Raw genomic sequence first — 23,727 nt, forward strand, 5'->3', positions numbered from 1 at the left:
GCAACACGGCGGCATTCAGTCAGCCTAGGCTGACTGGTTGTAGTTGGGCGCTTCCTTGGTGATCTGCACATCGTGCACGTGGCTTTCGCGGATACCGGCGGAAGTGATCTGAACAAACTCGGCCTTGTTGCCCATTTCTTCAATGGACTTGCAGCCACAATATCCCATGGATGCACGCAAGCCACCAGCCATCTGATAAACGATCTGGACCACAGACCCCTTGTAGGGTACGCGGCCTTCGATGCCTTCGGGCACCAGTTTATCGGCGTCCGGGCTGTTGGCGCTGGATTCCTGGAAGTAGCGGTCAGCACTGCCGGCTTTCATGGCACCAATGGAACCCATGCCGCGGTAGCTCTTGTAGCTGCGGCCCTGGAACAGTACCACTTCGCCAGGCGCTTCTTCAGTACCAGCAAAGATACCGCCCATCATGACGGTAGAAGCACCGGCCGCAATGGCCTTGGCGATATCGCCTGAGTAGCGCACACCACCATCAGCAACCAATGGCACGCCAGTGCCTTGAAGGGCTTTGGCTACGTTGGAGATGGCGGTAATCTGCGGTACGCCAACCCCGGCTACCACACGGGTGGTACAGATGGAGCCAGGACCAATCCCGACTTTGACACCATCGGCACCAGCATCAACCAGTGCCAAAGCAGCATCACCTGTGGCGATATTGCCACCAATGACCTGCACCTGGGGATAGTTCTTTTTTACCCATTTAACGCGGTCCAGCACGCCTTTACTGTGCCCGTGTGCGGTATCAACCACCAGCACGTCCACACCGGCAGTAACCAGCGCTTCCACACGTTCTTCAGTGCCGGCGGCTACACCAACGGCAGCACCCACACGCAGCTTGCCATGGCTATCGCGGGCAGCCTGCGGGAATGAGGTTTGTTTGGTGATGTCTTTTACGGTAATGACGCCTTTAAGTTCAAATTTGTCATTCACGACCAGCAGCCGTTCGAGCCGGTGCTTGTTGAGCATGGCCTTGGCGTCTTGCAGCGAGGTGCCTTCCGGGACGGTAATAAGCTTTTCTCTGGGGGTCATGATCTGGCTGACGGGCAGGTCATAGCGGTTTTCGAACCGCAGATCACGCCCGGTGACAATGCCGACCACTTTGCCGTTTTCGCAGACGGGAAAACCGGATATATTGGTTTCGTCAGACAGCTCCATCACTTGCCGCACTGTATGCTGTGGCGTAATGGTGACAGGGTCGGTCAGAACGCCTGACTCATAACGTTTGACTTTGGCAACCTCTCTGGCCTGTTCCTGGGCTGTGAGGTTTTTATGGATAATCCCGATGCCGCCTTCCTGTGCCATGGCAATGGCCAGACGGGCTTCAGTGACCGTGTCCATGGCTGCAGAAACCAGTGGCAGGTTCAGTTGAATTTGGCGGGTGAGCTGGGTGGTGAGGACCGTGTCTTTGGGAAGAACTTCAGAATATGCTGGTACCAACAATACATCATCGAAGGTAAGCGCTAAACCTTGGAGGCGCATGTAACTAGCTCCTGTGCAAAATAAGATTATAGCGAAAAATTGTATTATTTTGTACTGTCTGAGATTATCTGTCGAGCTCCCGGGAATGTCATTGAGGCTTGAGGTATAAGCGTTTTCGCTCTAAAACAAGACATAATGGTATATTCTCTCTAAAATGGCGTCATTGGTGAACAAGATAAAACAGGGGGCTTTTGATATGTTCAGTAGCAGTAAATCACGCACAAACCACCGCGTATGGGCTTTGCTTATTGGTGCTGTGGCGCTGTCGTTCAGTGCTGCAACATTTGCGCAGTGGAAATGGATTGATTCCAACGGTGTCACACAATATACCGATGCGCCACCACCGGCGTCTACTCCGGCCCAGAATATCCTGACCAGGCCTTCCAATGCTCCGAGGCCTTTGCCTGCTGCAACCACGCCACAGCCTGCTCAACCGGAGGTGGATGATCAAACGCGCCGTTTGGAAGAGCGTTTGCAGGAGCAAGAGCGCCAGAACGCTGAGCGCCAGGCTCTCATTGACCAGGCCAATGCCGCAGAGAAAGCTCGTGCCTGTGCTGCTGCCCGCCAATCGCTTGATACATTGTCCACTGGCATGCGTATCCGCGAGACCAATGAAAAGGGCGAATATGTGTATCTGGATGAGGCTCAGATTGCCGCCAAGCGCCAGGATGCCCAGAACAGGGTCAATGAATACTGCAATTAAGGGCATTACATTCATTGCATAATTAAATTCCTCTTGGAAACTGCAAAGGACTGCTCATGATAGATGTATACACCTGGCCTACGCCAAATGGACACAAAATTCATATCATGTTGGAAGAGTGTGGGTTGCCCTACAAGGTGCTCCCGGTAGATATCCGTAAAGATGAGCAGTTCAAGCCGGATTTTTTGGCGATCAGCCCCAACAATAAAATTCCGGCCATTGTGGATCAGGATGGCCCGGATGGAAAGCCTATATCGGTATTTGAATCGGGTGCCATTCTGATTTATCTGGCAGAAAAAACCGGCAAGTTCCTGCCGAAAGATGTTCGCGGACGCACTTCCGTGCTGGAATGGCTGATGTTTCAGATGGCCAGCGTCGGCCCGATGCTTGGGCAGGCGCACCATTTTCGGGTTTTTGCGCCGGAAAAAGTACCTTATGCTATCGAACGCTACACCCAGGAGGCCAAGCGGCTTTATCGTGTCATGGATAAACGCCTGATGACATGCGCTTATATGGCCGGGGCGCAATATTCCATTGCCGATATTGCCATCTTTCCTTGGCTGCGCTCATGGGAAAAGCAGGGTGTTGACTGGAGCAAGTATCCGTATGTGAAAAACTGGTACGACACGATTGGCGCCCGCCCGGCAGTACAACGCGGTGTTCAGGTGCTTGCCAATTTGTAATTTTTGTTGCAGATGCCTCTGATTTTTGGCTGAATACGGGTTTGATGCGTTTGTGAAAGCCCATGGATTTTCATATGAAATGACAACATCATGGCTGGCTCCGCTGTAATACCACCTTTGTATGCAGTCAGCAGCGGACTGCGGCCAATGACGTTTCCGCCTGTCGAACGTGCCTGGCCTCATGATTCTCCGGCCCCAGGGTTATTGGCCTGGGGTGGGGACTTAAGCCTGGAGCGCCTGAAGCTGGCATATGCGGAAGGCATTTTCCCCTGGTTTTCTGTTGAGGATCCGATTCTCTGGTGGTCTCCTGATCCGCGCATGGTGCTCTATCCAGGGCAATTCAAGCTTTCCCGCTCGCTGCGCAAAACATTGAGACGATTTTTGCATACAGCGGGATGTGAAATCCGCATGAACACTGCATTTCGCAAAGTGATGACGGCATGTGCAAGCGTTGAACGTCCGGGGCAGGATGGTACCTGGATTGTGCCCGATATCATTGATGCTTATACCCGTTTTCATGAGCATGGATATGCGCACAGTTTTGAAACCTGGATAAACGGCACATTGGCTGGCGGGCTCTATGGCGTGGCGCTGGGGGGGATGTTTTATGGAGAGTCGATGTTTGCGTACCAGACCGACGCTTCCAAACTGGCGTTATGCGGCTTGATTGCTTACGCCCGCTTCCATGGAATCAAATTGATTGACTGCCAGCAAAAAACGGCGCATTTGGCCTCTTTGGGGGGCGGGAGTATACCCAGGGCACAGTTTGTACAGGAGATGAAACAGGCACAGCAGCAACCCTGTGCGCCATGGGGTTCTGGTGTGTGCGATGGCGCAATCTGGCATACACTGTTGCCATGAGTTTTGCGCAAGAGCCACACCTGTTTCGGTTGCAGTTTTATACAACGGCGCCTTATCCGTGCAGTTATCTGGACAAGCAGATCGCCTGTTCCCAGGTGGCGGTTCCGGCACACCTGGTCAATACACCGGTCTATTCCCGGCTGATCCGGCAGGGGTTCAGACGCAGCGGTATGTTTGTTTACCGCCCACATTGCGAAAACTGTCAGGCATGTGTGTCATTGCGTGTCCCTGTCACGCATTTTTGTCCCAGCCGCAGCCAGAGACGTACAATGCAAAAGCTCAAGCACCTGCAGGTCCGGACGCTGAATCTGCATTATTCCGAGGAACATTACAACCTGTACCAGCGTTACCAGCAAAAACGCCATCCCGGTGGCGGGATGGATGAGGACAGTTGCGAGCAGTATCAGCAGTTTTTGTTGCGCAGCCCTGTATCCAGCTACCTGATTGAATACAGGGAACCTGCTGGGGATTCTGCACAGTCTGGCATATTACGCATGGTGTCGATCATTGATGTGCTGGACGACGGATTGTCTGCGGTATACACGTTTTATGATCCTGATCAGCCGCAGGCGGGTTACGGCACTTATGGGGTTTTGTGGCAGATAGAGTATGCTAAGCGGTTGTCGCTCTCGCATGTGTATCTTGGGTATTGGATTCACGGCAGCCCCAAAATGACATATAAAGTGAATTTTGAACCGTTTGAAGCCCTGAGTCTGCAGGGCTGGCAGCGTTTTTGCCGTGAAACGCCCGGTAACAGTCAGGCAGAAGGTGTACATCGGTAGGTCACGGTACAATGCATACTGTCTGTGTTTGAAGTTCAAATTGTGACGGCTGATTTTTCCACTGCTCCTTCCAAGATTCTGGTTATCCGCTCATCAGCCATTGGTGATATCGTATTCGCCTCGCCATTTGCTGCTGCGTTGCGGCGTACCTATCCGCAAGCGCGCATTGCCTGGCTGGTGGAGCCGGGGATTGATGAACTGCTGCGGGCCAATCCCCATATTGATGAATTGATTCTGTGGCCTAAAAAGGAATGGCAGTCCTTATGGAAGCAACGTCGCTACGGTACATTGTTTAAAACAGTCCGCGCATTTGGCAAAATGCTGAAATCACACCGGTTTAACTGGGTGATTGATTTGCAGAGCCTGCTCAAAAGCGGTGTGCTGGCGTGGATGACCAGAGCACCGCGCCGCATTGGCCTGGGTTCCATTGAGGGCAGCCAGTACCTGATGACGGAAGTGATTCCTAAAGGCGGGGATATTGAGCGCATCAGCTCTGAGTATCTGTATGCTGCCCAGCAGCTGGGGCTGGATACAAAAGACTTTATTCCTGAACTTTATTTACCGCAGGCGGCGCAACAGCGTGCGCAGGAGCTGTTACATGCATATGGGCTGGAACCAGGTAAATATGCGGTCATGGCACCTTTCACGACGCGTCCTCAAAAACATTGGTTTGAAGATGCCTGGCAGGAGCTGATCATGCTGTTGAAACAGCAGCATGGTATTACATCCGTGATATTAGGCGGCCCGGATAACCAGGAGGCTGCGGAGCGCCTGATCAGTCAGACACCTGGCACCATCAGCCTGGCTGGAAAAACCAGCATCACGGAAACCGCCGCGCTGGTACAGTCAGCAGGCCTGCTGGTGGGGGTGGATACCGGTGTAACGCATATGGCCATTGCTTTTAATACACCGGCAGTGATTCTGTTTGGTTCAACACGCCCTTACCGCAACACCTGCCGCGACAATGCGCACGTCATCTGGCTGGGGCTGTCATGCTCGCCCTGTAAACGCAGGCCTACATGCAATGGCGCCTACACCTGCATGCGGGATATTTCTGCTGAAATGGTGCTGTGGGAAGTTGAACAGGTTATCCGTCATACACCGTTATGGAATGAACATGAAAATTCTCCACGTTGAAGCAGGGCGTTTTTTATACGGCGGCGCTAGGCAGGTGCTCTACATCATGGAAGGGCTGCAGCAGTTGGGGATCAGCAATGTACTGGCATGTCCGCCAGGCTCTGACATTGCGCAGGCGGCACGGCATGTGGCGCAGGTGCATGAGATTCCGATGAAGGGTGATGTGGATATCGGTTTGGTTCGGCGCTTAAAAAATGTGATCAGGCAAACGCATCCGGATTTAGTGCATTTGCACAGCCGCCGTGGTGCTGATGTGTGGGGGGGCGTTGCGGCACTTAAAATGCAGGTGCCCAGTGTGTTATCCCGCCGGGTGGATAACCCTGAAAATGCGTGGTGGGCGCAGTGTAAATACCGGCTTTATGACCATGTGATTGCTATTTCGGAAGGCATACGGCAGGTGCTGCTTTCTGAGGGTATAGAGGCTGAGCATGTCACCTGCGTACGTAGCGCAGTTGATGCTGCACCTTACCTGCATGCAGTGGAGCGGGATGCTTTTGCCAAAGAGTTCGGCATTCCACAGGATTCATTGGTGATTGGCGTGGTAGCGCAGTTGATTGAACGCAAGGGACACCGCTATCTGCTTGAAGCCATGCCTGCCATTTTGGCGCGTTTTCCAAATGTTCAGGTGCTGTTTTTTGGCAAAGGGCCGCTTCATGATGAGTTGTTGCAGTTAATTGAGCAGCAGGGGTTGACTGCACAGGTGCACCTGGCGGGTTTCAGAACCGATTTGCCGCAGTGGCTGGGAGGGCTGGACTTGCTGGTGCATCCGGCAGATATGGAAGGCCTGGGTGTTTCCCTGTTGCAGGCCGCCGCCGCCGCGGTACCGGTGATTGCCAGCGCAGCAGGAGGGTTGCCGGAAGCCGTCGCCGACAAAAAAACCGGCATTTTAATACCTCCGGGAGATATTCCTGCATTGACTGCGGCGATTATTGAATTGCTTGCCAACCCGGCGCTCAGGCATCAATACGGACAAGCCGGCCGGGCCAGGGTATTGGCCGAGTTTTCAGTCAATGCCATGGTTCAGGGAAATTTGAATGTTTACCGAAAGATCCTGAACCGTGGCTGAGTCGTCATGGCGTGGAAAGTGAAAGTACGCCCAAAATTGTTTAATCGGCGGTATTTTCCTGCGGCTCGTCTTCTGCTTGCTGTGGCGCAGGGGCCGTACGTTCGTATATAACGAAACGGTATTTCAGCCCGTTGGCTGATTTGAGTTCGTCAGAAGAAGAGGTCTCCTGCCATTGATCAGGCGCGAGTTCAGGTGCATAGGCGTCACCTTCGTACGTTTCGTCAATTTCTGTTACAAATACGCGGCTTGCCAAGGGTAGCGACAGTTCATAAATCTGTGCGCCCCCTATGATCCAGACGTCATGCGCTTCGGGCACCAGTGTCAGCGCATCTTCAATGCTGGCAGCGCGCAATGCGCCCTCAGCTTCCCATTGTTCATAACGTGTCACGATGATATTGGTGCGGCCAGGTAAAGGACGGAATTTTGCCGGCAGAGATTCCCAGGTTTTGCGCCCCATGATGACAGGCGCCCCTGTAGTGCATTCTCTGAAATGAGCCATATCCTCCGGGAGGTGCCAGGGCAGGGCGTTGTCACGTCCGATGACGCCATTGCGTGAACAGGCATAAATGAGGTTGATGCGTGGTTCAGACATGGAGGTATTCCTTTCAATGGGCAACACAGTGTATTTTCAAGGGATTATCTGTGTTGCATATCAGGCGATGCTATTGTGCGAATCAATCGTTGAGGGAGTTATGTACATAGCCAGTCCCTTTTGCAAATTTTCACATACATACACATAGCCCGAAGCGCCAATGCCAATTCAGTGTACAAAAAAATGACAGGTCAGAATTGCTGACAGCGGATGTTCATTCTATCTGATTCAATGGGCTTCTTCTTGTCTTGGAACGGTTTGCGTGTCCGGTCAGAGATAAAAAGTTAAACTTTATTTGAATTCAATAACTTAAAGCCTGAAATCATTGCTGCACTGTCCATACTTTTCTGCGCTGCTTACCGTAGCAAAATGAAGGTTATTGACCGATGGCACATGCCCGCAGGTTTGAAAACTGCGACAGAAAGTTGATTTGACGGCGGGCAAACAAAAAGCCTGCGAATGCAGGCTTCAAGTGAAACGAAAAACCAGCTCCTGTGTTTGGAAGCTGGTAGGCGCGATTGGATTCGAACCAACGACCCCCACCATGTCAAGGTGATGCTCTAACCAACTGAGCTACGCGCCTATATTTCCGTAAAGAGAAGCATTATATGCGATATTTTTTCTTTCGTGCAAGTGCCTTTCACAATGCGGCGGGTAAATTCTTTTTTAATGCGAAAAAGTTCTTGGTGCCGGTGCAGATGCGGTCAAAGCCTAGCGCCGGTTGGCGGACCTGACACCGGATACCGCTGAAACCTGGTTGAGCGCGCGTTTCAAACGCTCTGTATCAGCCACTTCAACGGTGAATGTCATCCATGCGCTGTCACCGTGCAGGCGATGCCGCAGCGACTGGGTGTTCACGCCAATGACATTGATGTGCTCTTTGCTGAGCACCTCCGATATATCGCGCAGCAAACCTTGCCGGTCAACGGCCCAGACTTCAATATCCACTGGATACACGGGCAAATGCCCATTTTCTGAGGCCTGCGGTGCTTCCCATTGAACTTCAATCACGCGCTCAGGTTCCCGTTGTTCGAGTTCTTTGATGTTGGTGCAGTCAGACCGGTGTATCGAGACGCCTTTTCCACGGGTCACATACCCGACAATGGCGTCAGGTGGTGCTGGCTTGCAGCATTTGGCCAATTGGGTCAGCAGGGAATCCATCCCGACAACCAGAACGCCCCCTTTATGAGAGGATGCCGGTTGGGGTTTGCGCGAAGCGGATAACAATGCTTCCTGCGGTGATTCCTGTACTACAGGTTTAAAGATCTGCTCAATATTGCGCAGTGAATATTCATCTTTGCCAATGACTTCAAACAGGCTGTCGGCATTTTTAAAACCGAGCTTGGCTGCCAAATCATCCAACTTGAGTGCGGTTTTTCCTTCGCGTTGCAGCAGTTTTTCGACCTGCTCGCGGCCACGGGCAATGGTTTGCTGAGTTACCTGGGCATTAAACCAGGCACGCACTTTGGCTTTGGCGCGCGGGCTGGCCAGATAATGCTCATCCGAGTTAAGCCAGTCGCGTGAGGGGCCGCCTTCCTTTGCCGATACAATTTCAACCGTTTGCCCGTTTTGCAACGGTGTATCCAGTGGCACCATCATGCCATCGACTTTGGCACCCCGGCATTTGTGCCCCAGGTCGGTGTGCACGGCATAAGCGAAGTCCAGCGGTGTTGACCCTTGGGGCAATTCAATGAACGTTGCCATGGGGGTGAGCACATAGATGCGGTCATCAAAAAGGGATGCGCCTTCTTCAGTCGCATGGTGGGACAAATCTCTTTCCCAGGCCAGCAACTGGCGCAGCATGGCAATGCGCGCATCATAGTCTGAGTTGGCCACCACACCGGAATAGCCTTTGGAGCCGGCTTCTTTGTAAGCCCAGTGGGCTGCAACGCCATTTTCAGCGCGGTCGTGCATATCCTGGGTACGGATTTGAATTTCAAGGCATTTGCCACGCCCGGCTTCTGAAGTATCTTTGACCACCGTGTGCAATGACTGGTAGCCGTTGACTTTGGGCTTGGCGATGTAGTCGTCAAATTCGGAAGGAATCTGCTCAAAATGGGCATTGATCCAGGCCAGTACGGTATAACAATCCTGGACGGATGGCACAATGATTCTGAATGCCCGCAGATCATAGACCTGGTCAAAGTCCAGCGATTTTCCATGCATCTTTTTCCAGATGCTGTAAATATGCTTGGGTCGCCCGGTCACTTTCGCGTCAATTCCCAGTTCCCTCAAACTGTTAATCAGATATTTTTCAACATGGGCGATGTAGTTTTCCCGCTCAATGCGGGGCTCATCCAGCAGTTTGGCAATCTGCTGGTATGTCTCAGGCTGAATGAAACGGAAAGCCAGATCCTCCAGCTCCCATTTGATTTGCCAGATACCCAGCCGGCTGGCCAGCGGGGCGAACACATTCAGTGTTTCTTCGGCCATGCTCTTGGGCAGCTCAACGCGATGAGTGGCGCAGTAGCGCATTGTCTGCAGGCGCGAAGCCAGCCGCAGCATAACACCACGCAGGTCTCGCGAAAAAGCCAGCAGCATTTTGCGAGCGCGCTCGGTCTGCGCCATGGCGTCATTGTCATTCACAACGGCGTTCTGACGTGCCGAATGCTGAACCTGAATCAGGCGGTGTGTATCAATGACTAGATTAGCCATTGAAGAACCGAAAGCTTTTTCAATCACCTCTTTCGGGCGTTGAATATGCTCTATGGCATATACCAGGTAAGCGGCGGTTTGCAGCGACTCGCTGCCGTCCAGTTCTTTGAGTATCTGCACAACAGCATCGGCATGGGCCAGCGTATCTTCGCCGGTCGACAGGGCAAACCCGTTGATCAGCGGCTCGACAAAGGCACGTGCACGTGCGACATCGGGCCTGTCAACGGCATCTGCAAGTGTTTCACGTACATTTTCACCATCTTTCAGTTGAATGAGAGAGACAGCATCACTCGAAATGGTATTTGTCTTCATTTGTCTTGTATATCAACCTACTCACAGATTATGTAGATTTCTTTTAGCCTGACTATATCCCATAACCACTTATGGTGACTTGTTTGCTATCAAAGTTTTTAAAAGGAGCATGGTTCAACAGGTTTGTGCATGGCAAAAATATGTTTGCGATTTCAAACGATAAAACATTTTTTACCTTTTCCAATTGCCTTGCACGGGAATCACCATGCATTGCAAAACGTATTTTGCCAAAATGGTGATTTCTGCATCCAAACCAATGTTGCATGAAAGGGTTTCCAAGTGTTGAAGAGCAGGGGGCAATTCCTGTTTTACAGGAGAAAGGGCATTTACCTGCCGCGCATGAACAGGTTATTCAATTCGCGCACGCTGATCTGGCGCCACGTTGGGCGGCCATGGTTGCATTGATCGGAGCGTTCAGTTTCCTCCATTTGCCGCAACAAGGCATTCATTTCTTCTAGGGTCAATTGCCGGTTGGCCCTGACGGAGCCATGGCAAGCCATGGTTGAGAGCACATCGTTATGAAGCTGTTCCATGACATGTGTTGTATCGTGCTGTACCAGCTCGGCCAGTACGCTGCGTGCCAGCTCAACCGGGTCGGAAACTTTGAGCACGGCGGGAACACTGCGTATAGCCAGCACTTTTTCAGACAAAACGGATATCTCAAGCCCCAGTGTTTGCAGCGTGGCATGGTGCATTTCAACTGCGGCTATTTCCAGGGCGGTCGCGGAAAATGTCGCAGGAATCAGCAGCGGTTGCGATTCGATCAGGCGTGAAGCCAGTTGCATTTTCAGCTTCTCATAGGTGATGCGCTCGTGTGCTGCGTGCATATCAACAATGACCAGGCCCTCATCATTTTCGGCCAGTATATAAATACCAGCCAGTTGAGCCAGCGCTTTGCCCAAAGGCCATACTTGAGGAGAAGGGGACGCTGCAAAAGCGTCCTGCGGATTTTCTGAAGGGGCGCTCTTCGGTGCCATAGGCGTCGCTTCAGCAGGGGCCTGCCACAGCGCTTTCATCTCTTCTACCCGCAGCGGATTGCCCAGACCCAGCCCGCCTTGCCTGGGAGGTGTATGCAGAGCAGGCCAGGAACCTGATGGTTTGGGCGATGGATGTTGCGAGGCCGGGTAAGCAGTCCCAGGTACCGTGGTTTTTTCGGCAGTCAGCGTGGCAGGCGCATCATGACGGTGCTCGGCCAATGCATTTTGCAGCGTTTTCACAATGGCCTGGTGCACGCTGCCTGAATCGCGGAAACGGACTTCAATTTTGGTTGGGTGCACGTTCACATCGACCAGCGCCGGATCGATTTCAATGAACAGGACATAAACCGGTTGTTTATGTCCATGCAGCACATCGGCATAGGCGGTGCGCACCGCATGTGAAATGAGCTTGTCGCGCACATACCGGCCATTGACATAACAGAACTGCATGTCTGCCCGCGTACGCGCTGCATCCGGCAAGCCAATGCGACCGCTGATGCGCATCGGGCCGATGGTTTCTCCTGCATCATCACTATGGCCAATGCTTCGGCTGCCGGAAATAAACTCTTCTCCCAGTACATCGCGAATACGCTGTTGCTGGGCATCGGCAAAAAGCTGGCCTGGCGTGGCTCGCCATTGCTGTGCCAGTTTACCGTTATGCCATACAGTAAAACTCACGTCAGGCCTGGCCAGTGCATGGCGCCGTACGGCTTCAATGCAGTGTGCCAGTTCTGTCGTTTCGCTTTTTAAAAATTTACGCCGCGCCGGGGTGTTGAAAAACACTTCATGAACTTCAATGCTTGTGCCTGTGGAGCGCGCAGCCGGAGATAGTTCGCCAGAACGGGCATCAAGCCGCATGGCGTGATTTTGCAGTTCCGGGCGGCTGGTAATGGTCACCGATGCCACGGATGCAATCGCTGCCAGTGCCTCACCCCGAAATCCCATGGTATTGACGTGCTCAAGGTCATTCAGGCTGCGAATTTTACTGGTTGCATGGCGCTGCAATGCCAGCGGAAGCTCGCTGGCGATGATTCCGATGCCATCATCTTCCAGCACAATCTGCCGGATACCTCCGGCTGTCAGGCGCAAAGTGATCTGGCTGGCACCTGCATCCAGTGCATTGTCAATCAACTCACGTACCACGGAAGCAGGACGTTCCACAACTTCGCCAGCAGCAATCTGGCTGATCAGTTCATCTGGAAGTTCCTGAATGGGTAAACGTTGAGCAGTAGTCATGGACGGATGAATTTATGAGAAAAAATTTGTATTATCAATATGTTGCAGTGCTGTGACAGCACACTAAATGATGCAAGCGAGCGATTTTGGCAAATATATCGGCACCGTTGACATTATAAGTTTTTGAGAAAAGGGTGTTGTTTCAAGGCGTATCTGGGTTGAATCCGGGTTGATAAAACAGCCGCTTGGCAGGCATTGCGGGGTATAAACTGCAATGCTGCCTGAAGTGCACCGTGAATAGCATGCTTGGGTTAAAATACCTGCTTGTGTTTCAAATTACTGACCAGCCTGCCTGTTGAGAAAAGGTATCAAACAAATAATAAACGGCAAATAGACGGCAGCGCATCTTTGACAAAACTATTTTTATTTAAGACACCAAGTGCGATTTACTGATTTTGATTTTAAACGTTTTTTAAAGGCAGTTGCCCCGCACCAAATCGGGTTGTGGGCAGCGTTTGCATGTTCCATTGTTTCTGCAGCGATTGAAACCAGTATCCCGGCCTTGCTGAGGCCTTTACTGGATAACGCAGTGCCCAGCGAGGGCGATCTGGTCACCCGCTTAGCGTGGTGGGTTGTGCCGCTGGTGATTGTGGCGCTGTTTTCTTTGCGTGCGTTCACCAACTACACATCCACGTATGTGATGACCTGGTCCATTTCACGCATTGTGCTGGACATTCGCAATGCGCTTTTCAGGCGTATTGTGTATGCCGATCCGAAGGTGTTTGAAGAGCAGCCGGCCAGTAAGCTGATCAATACGGTATCGCTTGAAACACAAAATGCTGTTGGCGCCCTGGTAGGCTCGGTACAGACGTTTGTCAAGGAAGGGCTGACGTTGCTGGGGCTGCTGTGTTACCTATTCTGGTCCAACTGGAAGCTGACGCTGATTGTTTTCATTGTGCTGCCTGCGGTTGCGGTTGCCGTGAAGTTTACCCGTAAAAAACTGGATCAGATTGTGCTTTCATCCCAAAAAGGGATGGACGACATGACGTATACGGTAGAAGAAAATGTGCTGGCCTATCGGATTGTGCGGCTTTACGGCGTTCAAGATAACCAGAGTGAACGCTTTCTGGCAGACAATAAATACCTGCGCCGGATGTTGATGAAAATGACCTCGGTCGGCAGCCTGCTGACGCCGGTAACCCAGGTCATTGCATCAATTGCCATTGCGATTATCGTAACCATTGCGCTGGCTCAGACCAGTGGCGGGCAGTTGTCTTTGGGCGGGTTTGCCGCCTATATCGCCACCATGCTGTTGACGGTGCCCAGGGCCAAGGCACTCAGCGACGTCTACCCGGGCATTCAGCGCGGTATCATGGCAATGAACCGTATTTACAAATTGCTGGATGAGCCACTGGAAAAAGATGATGGAACGTACACCGCAGAGCGTACGCCCGGAGCCATCGAGTTCCGCTATCTGACCAAACAATATCCATCTTCTGATCGTCCTGCGCTGGACCGAGTCTCTTTTTCCGTTGCTGCCGGTGAAACTGTGGCGCTGGTTGGACATTCCGGCTCTGGGAAAACGACACTTGTTAACATGTTGCCGCGTTTTATTGAACCGACTTCCGGTGATATCTTGCTGGACGGCGTACCTTTGCCTGAATGGAAACTGGCTTCGCTGAGAAACCAGATGGCCATGGTGAGCCAGGATGTTGTGCTGTTTAACAGCAGCATTGCCGCTAATATCGCTTTGGGGGTGGAAGAAAAAGACATCGACCGTGAGCGCGTGCGTAAAGCATTATCAATGGCGCACCTGCTGAAGTTTGTTGAATCCTTGCCCAATGGCATGGATACCGTAACCGGGCATAACGGATATACACTCTCCGGTGGCCAGCGCCAGCGCCTTGCCATTGCACGTGCGCTTTATCGCGATGCGCCTATCCTGATTCTGGACGAAGCCACTTCTGCACTGGACGCAGAGTCCGAACGGCTGGTGCAACTGGCGTTAGACTCGCTGACACATGAGCGTACCACGCTGATCGTGGCACACCGGCTTTCAACCATTCGCAATGCCAACCGCATTGTGGTGCTGGATGAGGGCAAGGTCATTGAAATTGGCTCTTATCAGGAGCTGATGGAACGTGACGGAGCATTTGCCCGCCTGGTTGAAGCCCAATCGGCCATGCAAAATAATACGGACCCCGGCGCTGCCCCTGCTGAAGTGGTGCTGTAGCCCTGCGCTCAGAAAGGCGTCAGGCTTTTCTGCGCAGGCTACTGGGTGTTACCGGGTATCAGCATGTTTGACGGGAACCGGTGTTTTTCTCAGAACCGCGCTGGCAATGGCAACCATGACACAGCCAGCAGCAATGATGTCTGCAACATGGGGTGTTTCGTTGACCAGCAAAGCAGCCGAAAATGTGCCCACCAGCGGAACAGCCATAATTGAAAATGCACTGGCAGATGGTGGCAGCGAGCTGGCCAGGTTAAACCAGATCAATTGTGCGGCACCAAAGTTGATGAACATGCTGTAAAACAGGGCTGCCCACATCGGGATGCTGAAATGCCAGGATGGTGCGGGTTCCAGCATGGATGCGATCACCCAGAAAATGGCAGAACCAATGCCCAACATCCAGACCGTCGTGGCCTGAATCGGAATTTGGGGTTTGATGCGCCCGAACAGCAGCGTGCCTACAGCCCAACAGACCGCCCCCAGTTGCATCCAGAAAATACCGATAGGCCGCCCAGTCATGTGTGTTAATTCATTGTAGGACAGCAATCCGACAGCAGCGCTGGCTGCAACAATGCTGATCCATATTCTGGCATTCAGGCGCTGCCCCATCAGCAAGGCGCCCAGCAGTGCCGTCCAGATCGGCATGGTAAAGCCTAAAATAGCGGCCCGGCCGGATGCGAGCTCTCCCACCCCCAGGATGGAAAACATATGCCAGCCGACCACATTGGGCAGCGCCAGCCAGACAATTTTAAAAAAATCCTGCCAGGTAATTTTTAAAGAAATATGCTGAAACTGGAGCCATAACAGCAAAAACAGGCATCCGCCTGTCATGGTCAGTGCACGGAAATGTAACGGCGTCAGTTCGCGCAAAGAGAACTTCATGACCGGCCAGTTGACCCCCCACATCAAGGTCAGCAAAATCAGCAGGATGATCTGGCGACGGGTAAGCAACATATCAACAGGCGTTTGAAGGCAAAGCCGTCAGGCTTTTTGGTTAAACAGCCACCGGGGCTTTGATTGCCGGATGGCACTGGTAATCCAGCACTTCAAAATCCTCAAATTCGTAGTCGAAAATGGAATCCGGGCGGCGCTTGATATGCAGTGTCGGGTAAGGGTAGGGTGTGCGAGCCAGTTGTGTCTGGACCTGCTCAAAGTGGTTGTTATAAAGATGACAATCACCACCGGTCCAGATAAAGTCACCAACATCCAGATCGCATTGCTGAGCCAGCATGTGGGTGAGCAGTGCATAACTGGCAATGTTGAACGGGACACCCAGGAAAATATCGGCACTGCGCTGGTACAACTGGCAACTGAGCTGCCCGTTGGCCACATAAAACTGGAACAGCGCATGGCAAGGCATTAAAGCCATTTTGGAGAGTTCACTGACATTCCAGGCGCTGACCAGAATCCGGCGTGAATCCGGGTTGGTTTTGATCTGCTTCACCACTTCGGCGATCTGGTCAATATGACCCCCATCCGGCGTTGGCCAACTGCGCCACTGTACACCGTAGACAGGACCCAGGTCGCCGTCCGGGCGTGCCCATTCATTCCAGATGGTTACGCCACGCTCTTGCAGCCAGCGGGCATTGGAGTCGCCGCGCAAAAACCACAGCAATTCGTAAATAATGGATTTCAGGTGCACTTTTTTGGTTGTGACCAGAGGAAAGCCTTCTTTGAGGTTGAACCGCATCTGGTGGGCGAAAATGCTGCGTGTGCCTGTTCCGGTACGATCCTGCTTGGATACGCCATTTTCATATACATGGCGCATAAAATCTTCATATTGGGAACGAACGGGACGCTGCTGATTCATGGCGGATTCCAAAGTAAACAATCTGAAAACACAAAGTGGTAATCATAACGTGATATGCATAGGCATGCACGAATGTGGTCGGCCATTTCAGGCGCTTATTTGATGATAGACAAAGGGCCAGCCGATCAGGAACGGGCTGATGGTGGATTTTGTACCAGGTAGGCTTTGATGGCCCGCATCATGGCCTGTGCCAGTTGCTTTTGGTAGGCCGCGCTGCGTAAAAGCTTCTCTTCTTCCGGGTTGGAGATAAATGCCGTTTCCACCAATATGCTTGGGATATCCGGTGCCTTAAGCACGGCAAACCCGGCTTGTTCAACGGTGTTCTTATGCATATGAGCAAAGCTGGACAGCTCTTTGACGACCAGTTTGCCGAGTTTCAGGCTGTCTTTGATTTGTGCTGCCGTACTCATGGACAGCAGAATACCTGCCGTCTGCCTGTCCCGGGCCCTGACCCCCACACCGCCAATCAGGTCAGACTGGTTTTGTGTGTTGGCCAGCCAACTGGCTGTTGTACTCGAAGCGCCACGCTCACTGAGCGCAAATACAGATGCGCCTTTGGCACTGCGGTTGGTGAACGCATCGGCGTGAATGGATATGAACAGATCGGCCTTGACACTGCGCGCTTTTTGCACGCGCTCTGCCAAAGGAACAAAAAAATCGGAGTCCCGTGTCATAAAGGCACGCATATCGGCCTGCGCATTGATCTGGTCACGCAGCAGCTTGCCAATAGAAAGTACCACGTCCTTTTCCCGTGTACCGGATGGCCCGACAGCACCAGGATCTTCTCCGCCATGCCCGGGGTCCAGCGCAATGATGTATAAGCGGCCAGAGCGGGTGGGCGCTGTCGTTGTTGCCGATGGTTGAGAGGCGGGCGGCGCTGCTTCACCAGGAATTTTAGAAGGCGTGGGGCGGCGATTCGATGCTGTGGTGGAGGGCGCCGGGGTATCAGAAGCGGTTGCTGCGGGTACCGGCAGGCTGGAAGAGCCTGGATTTTGCTGCTGCGCTAGCCAGTCGCCTAAAATGTCAGCTTCAGAGTGGTTGCCTTGATTCAATGCACTTGTGCGTTCAGAGGAAATCTCGCTGATCAACTGATTCAGCGGGTCTGGTGCGTCTACAGGAGTAAAGTCAAAAACCAGCCGGTCTTTGTATTCTGCAAATGGATTAAGGGTAAATACATTTGGGGAAATGCGCTGCTTCAGGTCAAAAACAATGCGAACCACATCCGGCTGATACTGGCCTACCCGAATGGCGCTGACATAAGGGTCAGACTCCTGCACCAGGGCAGAGAGTTCCTTGACCTGCTCATTGAGCTGCATGCCTTCAATATCGACGACAAACCGCTCCGGGTCCGACAGCATATGGTGCTTGGTGGTCAACGGCACATCGGATTCGATGGTGACGCGGGTATAGTCATTGGAAGGCCACATCCGCACGGCTAACAGGCTCGCGCCTCGGGCCAGGTGGGGCAAACCCAGCAGCAAGGCCAAAGAACCGGTTTGTACAAGAAGTGTGCGGCGTTTCATCGTTATAAATTGTTGTCTATGTATTTTTAGTCTGTTGCAGATTTTGCATCCAGCTTTGCAGGATGGACTGCCCCAAAGCGGTCATTGTATGCAGTTGCACCAGACGTTGCTGCTGCTGTGGGTCTGATGTGATGAATAGTTTTAAATCAGGTGTAGGCAATAAGCCTTCTGCCTGTTCAGGCCACTCCACCAGCTTCAGCCCCTGGGTTGCAAAAATATCACGAAAACCTGCATCTTCCCATTCCAGCGGGTCATTGAACCGGTAAAAATCAAAATGCCATACAGGAAAAGCCGCTGTTTCATAGGACTCTGCAATGGCATAAGTCGGGCTTTTGATGTGTCCTGTGACCCCCAGGGCCTGCAGCAGGTAGCGTACAAAAGTGGTTTTCCCCGCCCCCAGTCCCCCATGCAGTTCAATCAGTGCCTGACCAATAGATGCGACTTGTGCCAAAGCCTGGGCTGCATGCTGAGTCGCCTGCTGGTTGGCCCATGTCATCTGGACAGGAGGAGCGGAAAAAGTAGGTGCATTCACAAAACTGGCCTTAAATGATGTTTGATGAAGGGCGCTTCTTTCAAACAACATCGTCACTCTTAACTTTAATAATATCTCTTAACTGATTGTTTAATATGAGTATATTATACTATTTTAATAAAATGTGCAGCGCTTCAGCCTGGCAGGCAGCGATTCATATCCATCAGGAGTGTGGTTTTGTTGCATTTCTGCCAGTGCGCGCAGCATGTGGAGAGCGGGTGATCTTTATATTTTGCGGATGATTTTTTTGAACTCATCCACATTCTCAAAGCTGTGGTACACCGACGCAAAACGCACATAGGCCACTTTGTCGAGCTTGGCGAGCTCATTCATCACATATTCGCCAATCGTTCCGCTGGGCACTTCTTTCAGGCCACTGGTCAGTAGCTGCTGTTCAACGTGGCGGATGGCCTGATCCACCTGTTCTGCGCTGACAGGGCGTTTTCTTAAGGCCAAAGTGAAGGAGGAATGCAGTTTTTCAGGGTTGAACTCGACCCGGTTGCCATTTTTTTTGACCACCATCGGCATGCTGACTTCTGCATGCTCATAAGTGGTAAAGCGCTGATCACATTTGGTACAGCGCCGTCTGCGCCGCACCGCTGCGCCATCATCTGAAACACGTGTTTCGACAACTTGTGTATCCGGGTTATGGCAGAACGGGCAGCGCATAGGGTGTCCAGATGAAAAATCAGTTTCGGTAAACCGGGAAACGTTTGGTCAATTCAACCACCTGTTCCCGGACTTTGGCAATATTGGCTTCGTCATGCGGATTGTCCAGCACATCGGCCACCAGATTGGCAACCTGTACCGCCTCTGCTGAACCAAATCCCCGTGTGGTCATTGCCGGGCTGCCTAAACGGATACCGCTGGTGACAAAGGGTTTTTCCGGGTCGTTGGGGATTGCATTTTTGTTGCAGGTGATATGGGCCTGTTCCAAAATGCGCTCGGCATCCTTGCCGGTAATCTTTTTGGCCCTCAGGTCCACCAGCATCACATGGCTTTCTGTACGGCCCGAAACAATGCGCAGGCCCCGTTTGACCAGAGTTTCAGCCATCAGGGCAGCGTTTTGAACAACCTGTTGCTGGTAAGCCTTGAATTCCGGTTGTGCGGCTTCTTTGAAGGCGACGGCTTTACCGGCAATTACATGCATCAGCGGGCCGCCCTGGAGACCGGGGAATATGGCACTGTTAATGGCCTTGGCGTGTTCTTCTTTGCACAGAATCACACCGCCACGGGGGCCGCGCAGGCTTTTATGGGTGGTGGTGGTGACAAAGTCGGCATGCGGTACCGGGTTAGGGTATACGCCAGCGGCAATCAGGCCGGCATAGTGTGCCATGTCCACCATGAAATAAGCACCTACGGCTTTAGCCACTTTGGCAAAGCGTTCAAAATCAATCCGCAGCGCGAATGCAGAAGCGCCGGCAATGATCAGCTTGGGTTTATGCTGATGCGCCAGTTTTTCCATGGTTTCGTAATCAATGTCTTCCTGGGCATTCAGGCCGTAGCTGACAACATTGAACCATTTGCCGCTCATATTCAGCGCCATACCATGGGTCAGGTGGCCGCCTTCAGCCAGACTCATCCCCATGATGGTGTCGCCGGGCTTGAGCATGGCGAAAAACACGCCCTGATTGGCCTGTGAGCCTGAGTTGGGCTGGACATTCGCGTGATCGGCCCCGAAAAGCGCCTTGACACGGTCGATTGCCAGTTGTTCCACAATATCAACGTATTCACAGCCACCGTAATAACGTTTGCCGGGATAGCCTTCGGCATATTTGTTGGTGAGCTGTGTGCCTTGAGCCTGCATGACAGCAGGGGAGGTATAGTTTTCCGAGGCGATCAGTTCAATATGGTCTTCCTGGCGCTTATTTTCTTTTTCAATGGCACTCCAGATTTCGGGATCGACTTGGGCAATGGTCTTTGAGCGGTCAAACATGAATGATTCTCCGTTTTCATTAACATGAAGAGCCTGTCACCCATGCTCGGCGTGAGCACAGACCAATCTCTTGTGTTTTCATCGACAGGGGAAAGTCAGAAAACAGCAGGGATTTGATAGACAGGCTGCCCAGGCGAACGGCATAAAACAATGCGCTTCCCGATGGTTCACCACCTCGACCGATATGCTGCAGTTTAATGCGTTTTGTCTGAGCACATCAATCTATCGCCAGTTGCGCAATCCGCATTCTAGCGCGTTTATGTGCGAGTGCGTGCAGACTTTTGACAAATTCCTTCAAAATGAAAAACCTGAACACACTCTGTGCAAATGCAAAGAGGTGAACAGGCTTGAAGGTTTTATCGAAGAGAAGAAAGATCGCTCGGTTGCGCGGAAACCTGGCGCAGGGAAGCTTGCTGGATACCCGGCGTTGCCGTATTGATGTTCTGGGCGGCCATCAGAATGCGGTCAAGATCAGGCGTTGTGCTGCCAAACATCACGCGGCGGATACGGTCACGTTCTGCCAGTACCTTGGAAGCGTAGCCATAGTCATCAGGCCCTACGGCACCTACGTATTGTTTGAGGCCACCTTCCAAAGACCCGGCGCGTTGAATATGTTCCTGCAATACCAGCACGCCAACCCGCAGGTTGGTGACAGGGTCGTAAGCCATCATGCTGCCGCCTGTGCGTTCAAACTTTTCTGAGTGAACACTGGTCATGACCTGCATCAGGCCCGATGCACCTACAGAACTCTGTGCATAGGGGTTGAAACGTGACTCTATGGCAATAATGGCTAGCAGCAGTGTGGGATCAATGCCGGTGCGCTCGCCAATATTCCATGATTCATGTACCAGACGGGCGACCAGTTCAGGAGCAACGCGGTAGCGGTTAGCAATCCAGTTAGCCACTTTCAGTTGCTGTACAGAAAGCTCCTGAGGGTCCAGAACGGCCATATGTGAATTGGCCTGAACCGGGTGTTTGCTAGCTCCGACAGGAATGATATTCGCATCCTCACTGTAGCTTTCAAGATCGAAGGGGGCTGCGACAAAGCTTGTATTTTCGCTGGAACCAATTCCGGCCCATTGCAGTAGCTTTTGCCCCGTACTGTTGCGCATGGATGCACTGCTGGCCAGAATGGCCATAAATACAATCGCGCTTAATCCAATACCCATCAATCCATGTTTGATCATTTTGAATGACATGGCGGATTTGTGGGGAGATGGACATCTCTTTGTAGTGGATGTCATCAGTCATTAACCCTTTCTTTGATGTATCCGGCAAAACAGCCTGTTTACTTCATGCGGCGGTCTTGCCATACTGCATACATGTATTTATAGAGATGATTGACTGCGTAAATTCAGTGAACAGTCAAGGCTTGTCCATATATATTCAAGCCAAAGTTCGAAGTCTCCTATAAACTCCTTTGTTAAAAGGGAGCTTCTTTCTTGCCATTTAGTTCCCCTGTTAGCGGAACCAAGCAACTAAAACGCATCAATCCGCAGCTTCAAAGAACTGTTGGAAATATACTTTTCGAATTTTAAAATTTATTTATGCAAGGTCAACAATATAAAAACAGTTTGTTATAACTAATAGATATGAAATACCATGATTTACGTGACTTCATTAACCAGTTAGCATCGCAAAAAGAGCTGGTTTTTATCCCTGAAAACGTTTCGCCGGTCTATGAAATGACCGCTGTGTGTGAAAAGCTGATACGCCGACAGGGTCCGGCTGTCGTTTTTCAACAACCGACAGGCCATGCCATCCCGGTTCTCGGGAATCTGTTTGGAACCAGCGGGCGAGTGGCTGCAGCCATGGGAGCCAATGATCTTTCTGAATTAAGGGAAATTGGGCGCACACTGGCTTCGTTAAAAGAGCCGGAGCCGCCGCGCGGGCTCAAAGACGCAGGCAAGCTGTGGCAACTGGCCAAAGCGGTATGGCATATGAAACCCGGGATTGATAAACACCCGGTATGCCAGGAAGTGGTTTTTGATGGCCCTGATGTCGATCTGAACCGGTTACCCATTCAATGGTGCTGGCCTGGCGATGTGGCGCCGCTCGTGACGTGGGGGCTGGTGGTGACCCGTGGCCCGCAGAATGTTGCCAAGCCACGCTCGCGCCAGAACCTGGGCGTTTACCGGCAGCAGTTACTGGGGCACAACCGGCTCATCATGCGCTGGTTGGCACATCGGGGCGGGGCGCTGGATTTTCGCGAGTTTGCTTTGGCCAATCCTGGGCAGCCATTCCCGATTGCGGTGGCGTTGGGTGCCGATCCGGCGAGTATTCTGGGCGCTGTCACGCCAGTTCCAGACGCGCTGAGCGAATACCAGTTTGCCGGGCTTTTGCGCGGCAGCCAGACGACTTTGGCCAATTGCAGTGTGGGAGAAGGTAATAGCCGGCTTCAGGTGCCGGCATCTTCTGAAATGGTGCTTGAGGGCCATATTCCGATAGCGGAAAAAGGCTACGAGGGGCAGACGGAAAACGGCGTCAGGCTCAAAGAGATCAATGGCTACCTGCATGCGCTGGAAGGACCTTACGGCGACCATACCGGCTACTACAACGAGCAGGACTGGTTTCCGGTGTTTGAGGTGAGCCGTCTGACACACCGCAAGGACCCGATTTACCATTCCACCTATACCGGCAAACCCATTGATGAACCTGCCGTTCTGGGGGTTGCGCTCAACGAAGTGTTTGTTCCCATTCTGCAAAAGCAGTTTCCTGAAATTACCGACTTTTATCTGCCGCCGGAAGGATGCAGCTACCGGCTGGCGATTGTCAGCATTCGCAAAAGCTACCCCGGGCATGCCAAACGCATCATGATGGGGTTGTGGAGCTTTTTGCGACAGTTCATGTACACCAAATTCATCATTGTGGTGGATGAGGATGTGGATATTCGCGACTGGAAAGAAGTGGTCTGGGCCATGACCACGCGCATGGATCCGGTCAGGGATACCACATTGGTTGACCACACCCCGATTGATTATCTGGACTTTGCCTCTCCTGTGAGCGGACTGGGCGGCAAGATGGGCATGGATGCAACCAACAAGTGGCCGGGTGAAACGCAGCGCGAATGGGGCAAACCGATTGCGATGCAGGCTGAAGCAGAGGAAAAGGCTACCAGGCTGCTGCAATCTCTGGGGTTGCTGTGAAAAAGCGCAGCTTTTATATATATGCAAATGGTGTGTGATTACATCAATATAACGGCAAGGTATCAGACAGAGAACGCAACATGTGCATCCGGTATGGATAAAATGACGG

General features: G+C 52.2%; 18 protein-coding genes, 1 tRNA gene, 1 pseudogene and 1 riboswitch. Of the genes and pseudogenes, 8 read left to right on the top strand and 12 right to left on the bottom strand.

Features of this window, described 5'->3' with window-relative positions; translation table 11 throughout:
- Positions 1–24: 24 nt before the first annotated feature.
- The gene (gene guaB, locus CUZ56_RS01730) at positions 25–1,497 is read right to left on the bottom strand and encodes an IMP dehydrogenase (RefSeq protein WP_126977626.1); all 1,473 of its coding nucleotides are present in this window, start codon (positions 1,495–1,497) and stop codon (positions 25–27) included.
- Between the two features lie 166 nt (positions 1,498–1,663).
- On the opposite strand from guaB, the gene CUZ56_RS01735 reads away from it, so the two are divergent.
- From CUZ56_RS01735 to CUZ56_RS01760, 6 genes and pseudogenes are all read left to right on the top strand, one after another.
- Positions 1,664–2,200 carry a DUF4124 domain-containing protein gene (locus CUZ56_RS01735; RefSeq protein ID WP_162615224.1) on the top strand — a complete coding sequence of 179 codons (537 nt, stop codon included), beginning with the start codon at positions 1,664–1,666 and terminating at the stop codon, positions 2,198–2,200.
- A 56-nt stretch (positions 2,201–2,256) separates the two neighbouring features.
- Positions 2,257–2,874 (top strand): annotated as a pseudogene (locus tag CUZ56_RS01740) (glutathione S-transferase N-terminal domain-containing protein); the annotation flags it as partial.
- A 99-nt stretch (positions 2,875–2,973) separates the two neighbouring features.
- Positions 2,974–3,744: a leucyl/phenylalanyl-tRNA--protein transferase gene (gene aat / locus CUZ56_RS01745; RefSeq protein ID WP_338056636.1), complete on the top strand. Its 771-nt coding sequence runs from the start codon at positions 2,974–2,976 to the stop codon at positions 3,742–3,744.
- Positions 3,741–4,526 (top strand): arginyltransferase, encoded by a 786-nt coding sequence (locus CUZ56_RS01750; RefSeq protein WP_126977632.1) that lies wholly within the window; start codon positions 3,741–3,743, stop codon positions 4,524–4,526. The genes aat and CUZ56_RS01750 overlap by 4 nt, the downstream gene beginning before the upstream one ends.
- A gap of 24 nt (positions 4,527–4,550) precedes the next feature.
- A complete protein-coding gene (locus CUZ56_RS01755) occupies positions 4,551–5,663 on the top strand; it encodes a glycosyltransferase family 9 protein (RefSeq protein WP_239441956.1) in 1,113 nt (370 codons plus the stop codon).
- Positions 5,644–6,729: a glycosyltransferase family 4 protein gene (locus CUZ56_RS01760; protein WP_126977634.1), complete on the top strand. Its 1,086-nt coding sequence runs from the start codon at positions 5,644–5,646 to the stop codon at positions 6,727–6,729. Before CUZ56_RS01755 ends, CUZ56_RS01760 begins: the two co-directional genes overlap by 20 nt.
- A 40-nt stretch (positions 6,730–6,769) precedes the next feature.
- On the opposite strand, the gene CUZ56_RS01765 is transcribed toward CUZ56_RS01760, so the two are convergent.
- The 4 genes from CUZ56_RS01765 to mutL form a co-directional block, all read right to left on the bottom strand.
- Complete coding sequence (locus tag CUZ56_RS01765) at positions 6,770–7,321, bottom strand: dihydrofolate reductase (protein WP_126977636.1); 552 nt, start codon at positions 7,319–7,321, stop codon at positions 6,770–6,772.
- Positions 7,322–7,827: 506 nt separating this feature from the next.
- A tRNA-Val gene (locus CUZ56_RS01770) sits at positions 7,828–7,904 on the bottom strand.
- A gap of 128 nt (positions 7,905–8,032) precedes the next feature.
- On the bottom strand, positions 8,033–10,288 hold the full coding sequence (locus CUZ56_RS01775; RefSeq protein WP_126977638.1) for a RelA/SpoT family protein: 2,256 nt from the start codon (positions 10,286–10,288) through the stop codon (positions 8,033–8,035).
- 326 nt (positions 10,289–10,614) lie between these two features.
- Positions 10,615–12,501: a DNA mismatch repair endonuclease MutL gene (gene mutL, locus CUZ56_RS01780; RefSeq protein WP_126977640.1), complete on the bottom strand. Its 1,887-nt coding sequence runs from the start codon at positions 12,499–12,501 to the stop codon at positions 10,615–10,617.
- Between the two features lie 379 nt (positions 12,502–12,880).
- Here mutL and msbA point away from each other — a divergent pair, with 379 nt between their 5' ends.
- The gene (msbA, locus tag CUZ56_RS01785; protein ID WP_126977642.1) at positions 12,881–14,674 is read left to right on the top strand and encodes a lipid A export permease/ATP-binding protein MsbA; all 1,794 of its coding nucleotides are present in this window, start codon (positions 12,881–12,883) and stop codon (positions 14,672–14,674) included.
- 48 nt (positions 14,675–14,722) lie between these two features.
- On the opposite strand, the gene CUZ56_RS01790 is transcribed toward msbA, so the two are convergent.
- From CUZ56_RS01790 to CUZ56_RS01820, 7 genes are all read right to left on the bottom strand, one after another.
- The gene (locus CUZ56_RS01790) at positions 14,723–15,625 is read right to left on the bottom strand and encodes a DMT family transporter (protein ID WP_126977644.1); all 903 of its coding nucleotides are present in this window, start codon (positions 15,623–15,625) and stop codon (positions 14,723–14,725) included.
- Between the two features lie 40 nt (positions 15,626–15,665).
- Positions 15,666–16,481 carry a thymidylate synthase gene (locus CUZ56_RS01795; protein WP_126977646.1) on the bottom strand — a complete coding sequence of 272 codons (816 nt, stop codon included), beginning with the start codon at positions 16,479–16,481 and terminating at the stop codon, positions 15,666–15,668.
- A gap of 125 nt (positions 16,482–16,606) precedes the next feature.
- A complete protein-coding gene (locus tag CUZ56_RS01800; protein WP_126977648.1) occupies positions 16,607–18,004 on the bottom strand; it encodes an N-acetylmuramoyl-L-alanine amidase in 1,398 nt (465 codons plus the stop codon).
- Between the two features lie 16 nt (positions 18,005–18,020).
- Positions 18,021–18,536 carry a tRNA (adenosine(37)-N6)-threonylcarbamoyltransferase complex ATPase subunit type 1 TsaE gene (tsaE, locus tag CUZ56_RS01805; protein ID WP_404948019.1) on the bottom strand — a complete coding sequence of 172 codons (516 nt, stop codon included), beginning with the start codon at positions 18,534–18,536 and terminating at the stop codon, positions 18,021–18,023.
- A gap of 225 nt (positions 18,537–18,761) precedes the next feature.
- Positions 18,762–19,205 carry a transcriptional regulator NrdR gene (gene nrdR / locus CUZ56_RS01810; RefSeq protein ID WP_126977650.1) on the bottom strand — a complete coding sequence of 148 codons (444 nt, stop codon included), beginning with the start codon at positions 19,203–19,205 and terminating at the stop codon, positions 18,762–18,764.
- A 19-nt stretch (positions 19,206–19,224) separates the two neighbouring features.
- Positions 19,225–20,472, bottom strand: a complete 1,248-nt coding sequence (glyA, locus tag CUZ56_RS01815) for a serine hydroxymethyltransferase (RefSeq protein WP_126977652.1) — start codon at positions 20,470–20,472, stop codon at positions 19,225–19,227.
- A 120-nt stretch (positions 20,473–20,592) separates the two neighbouring features.
- A riboswitch (ZMP/ZTP riboswitch) is annotated at positions 20,593–20,718 on the bottom strand.
- Positions 20,719–20,828: 110 nt separating this feature from the next.
- Positions 20,829–21,659, bottom strand: coding sequence for a transglycosylase SLT domain-containing protein (locus tag CUZ56_RS01820; RefSeq protein ID WP_126977654.1), 831 nt, complete (start codon positions 21,657–21,659; stop codon positions 20,829–20,831).
- Between the two features lie 405 nt (positions 21,660–22,064).
- Here CUZ56_RS01820 and CUZ56_RS01825 point away from each other — a divergent pair, with 405 nt between their 5' ends.
- On the top strand, positions 22,065–23,618 hold the full coding sequence (locus tag CUZ56_RS01825; RefSeq protein ID WP_126977656.1) for a UbiD family decarboxylase: 1,554 nt from the start codon (positions 22,065–22,067) through the stop codon (positions 23,616–23,618).
- The last annotated feature ends 109 nt before the right edge of the window (positions 23,619–23,727 follow it).

The sequence above is a fragment of the Saezia sanguinis genome (assembly GCF_003991585.1).
In the GTDB taxonomy this organism is placed as follows: domain Bacteria; phylum Pseudomonadota; class Gammaproteobacteria; order Burkholderiales; family Burkholderiaceae_C; genus Saezia; species Saezia sanguinis.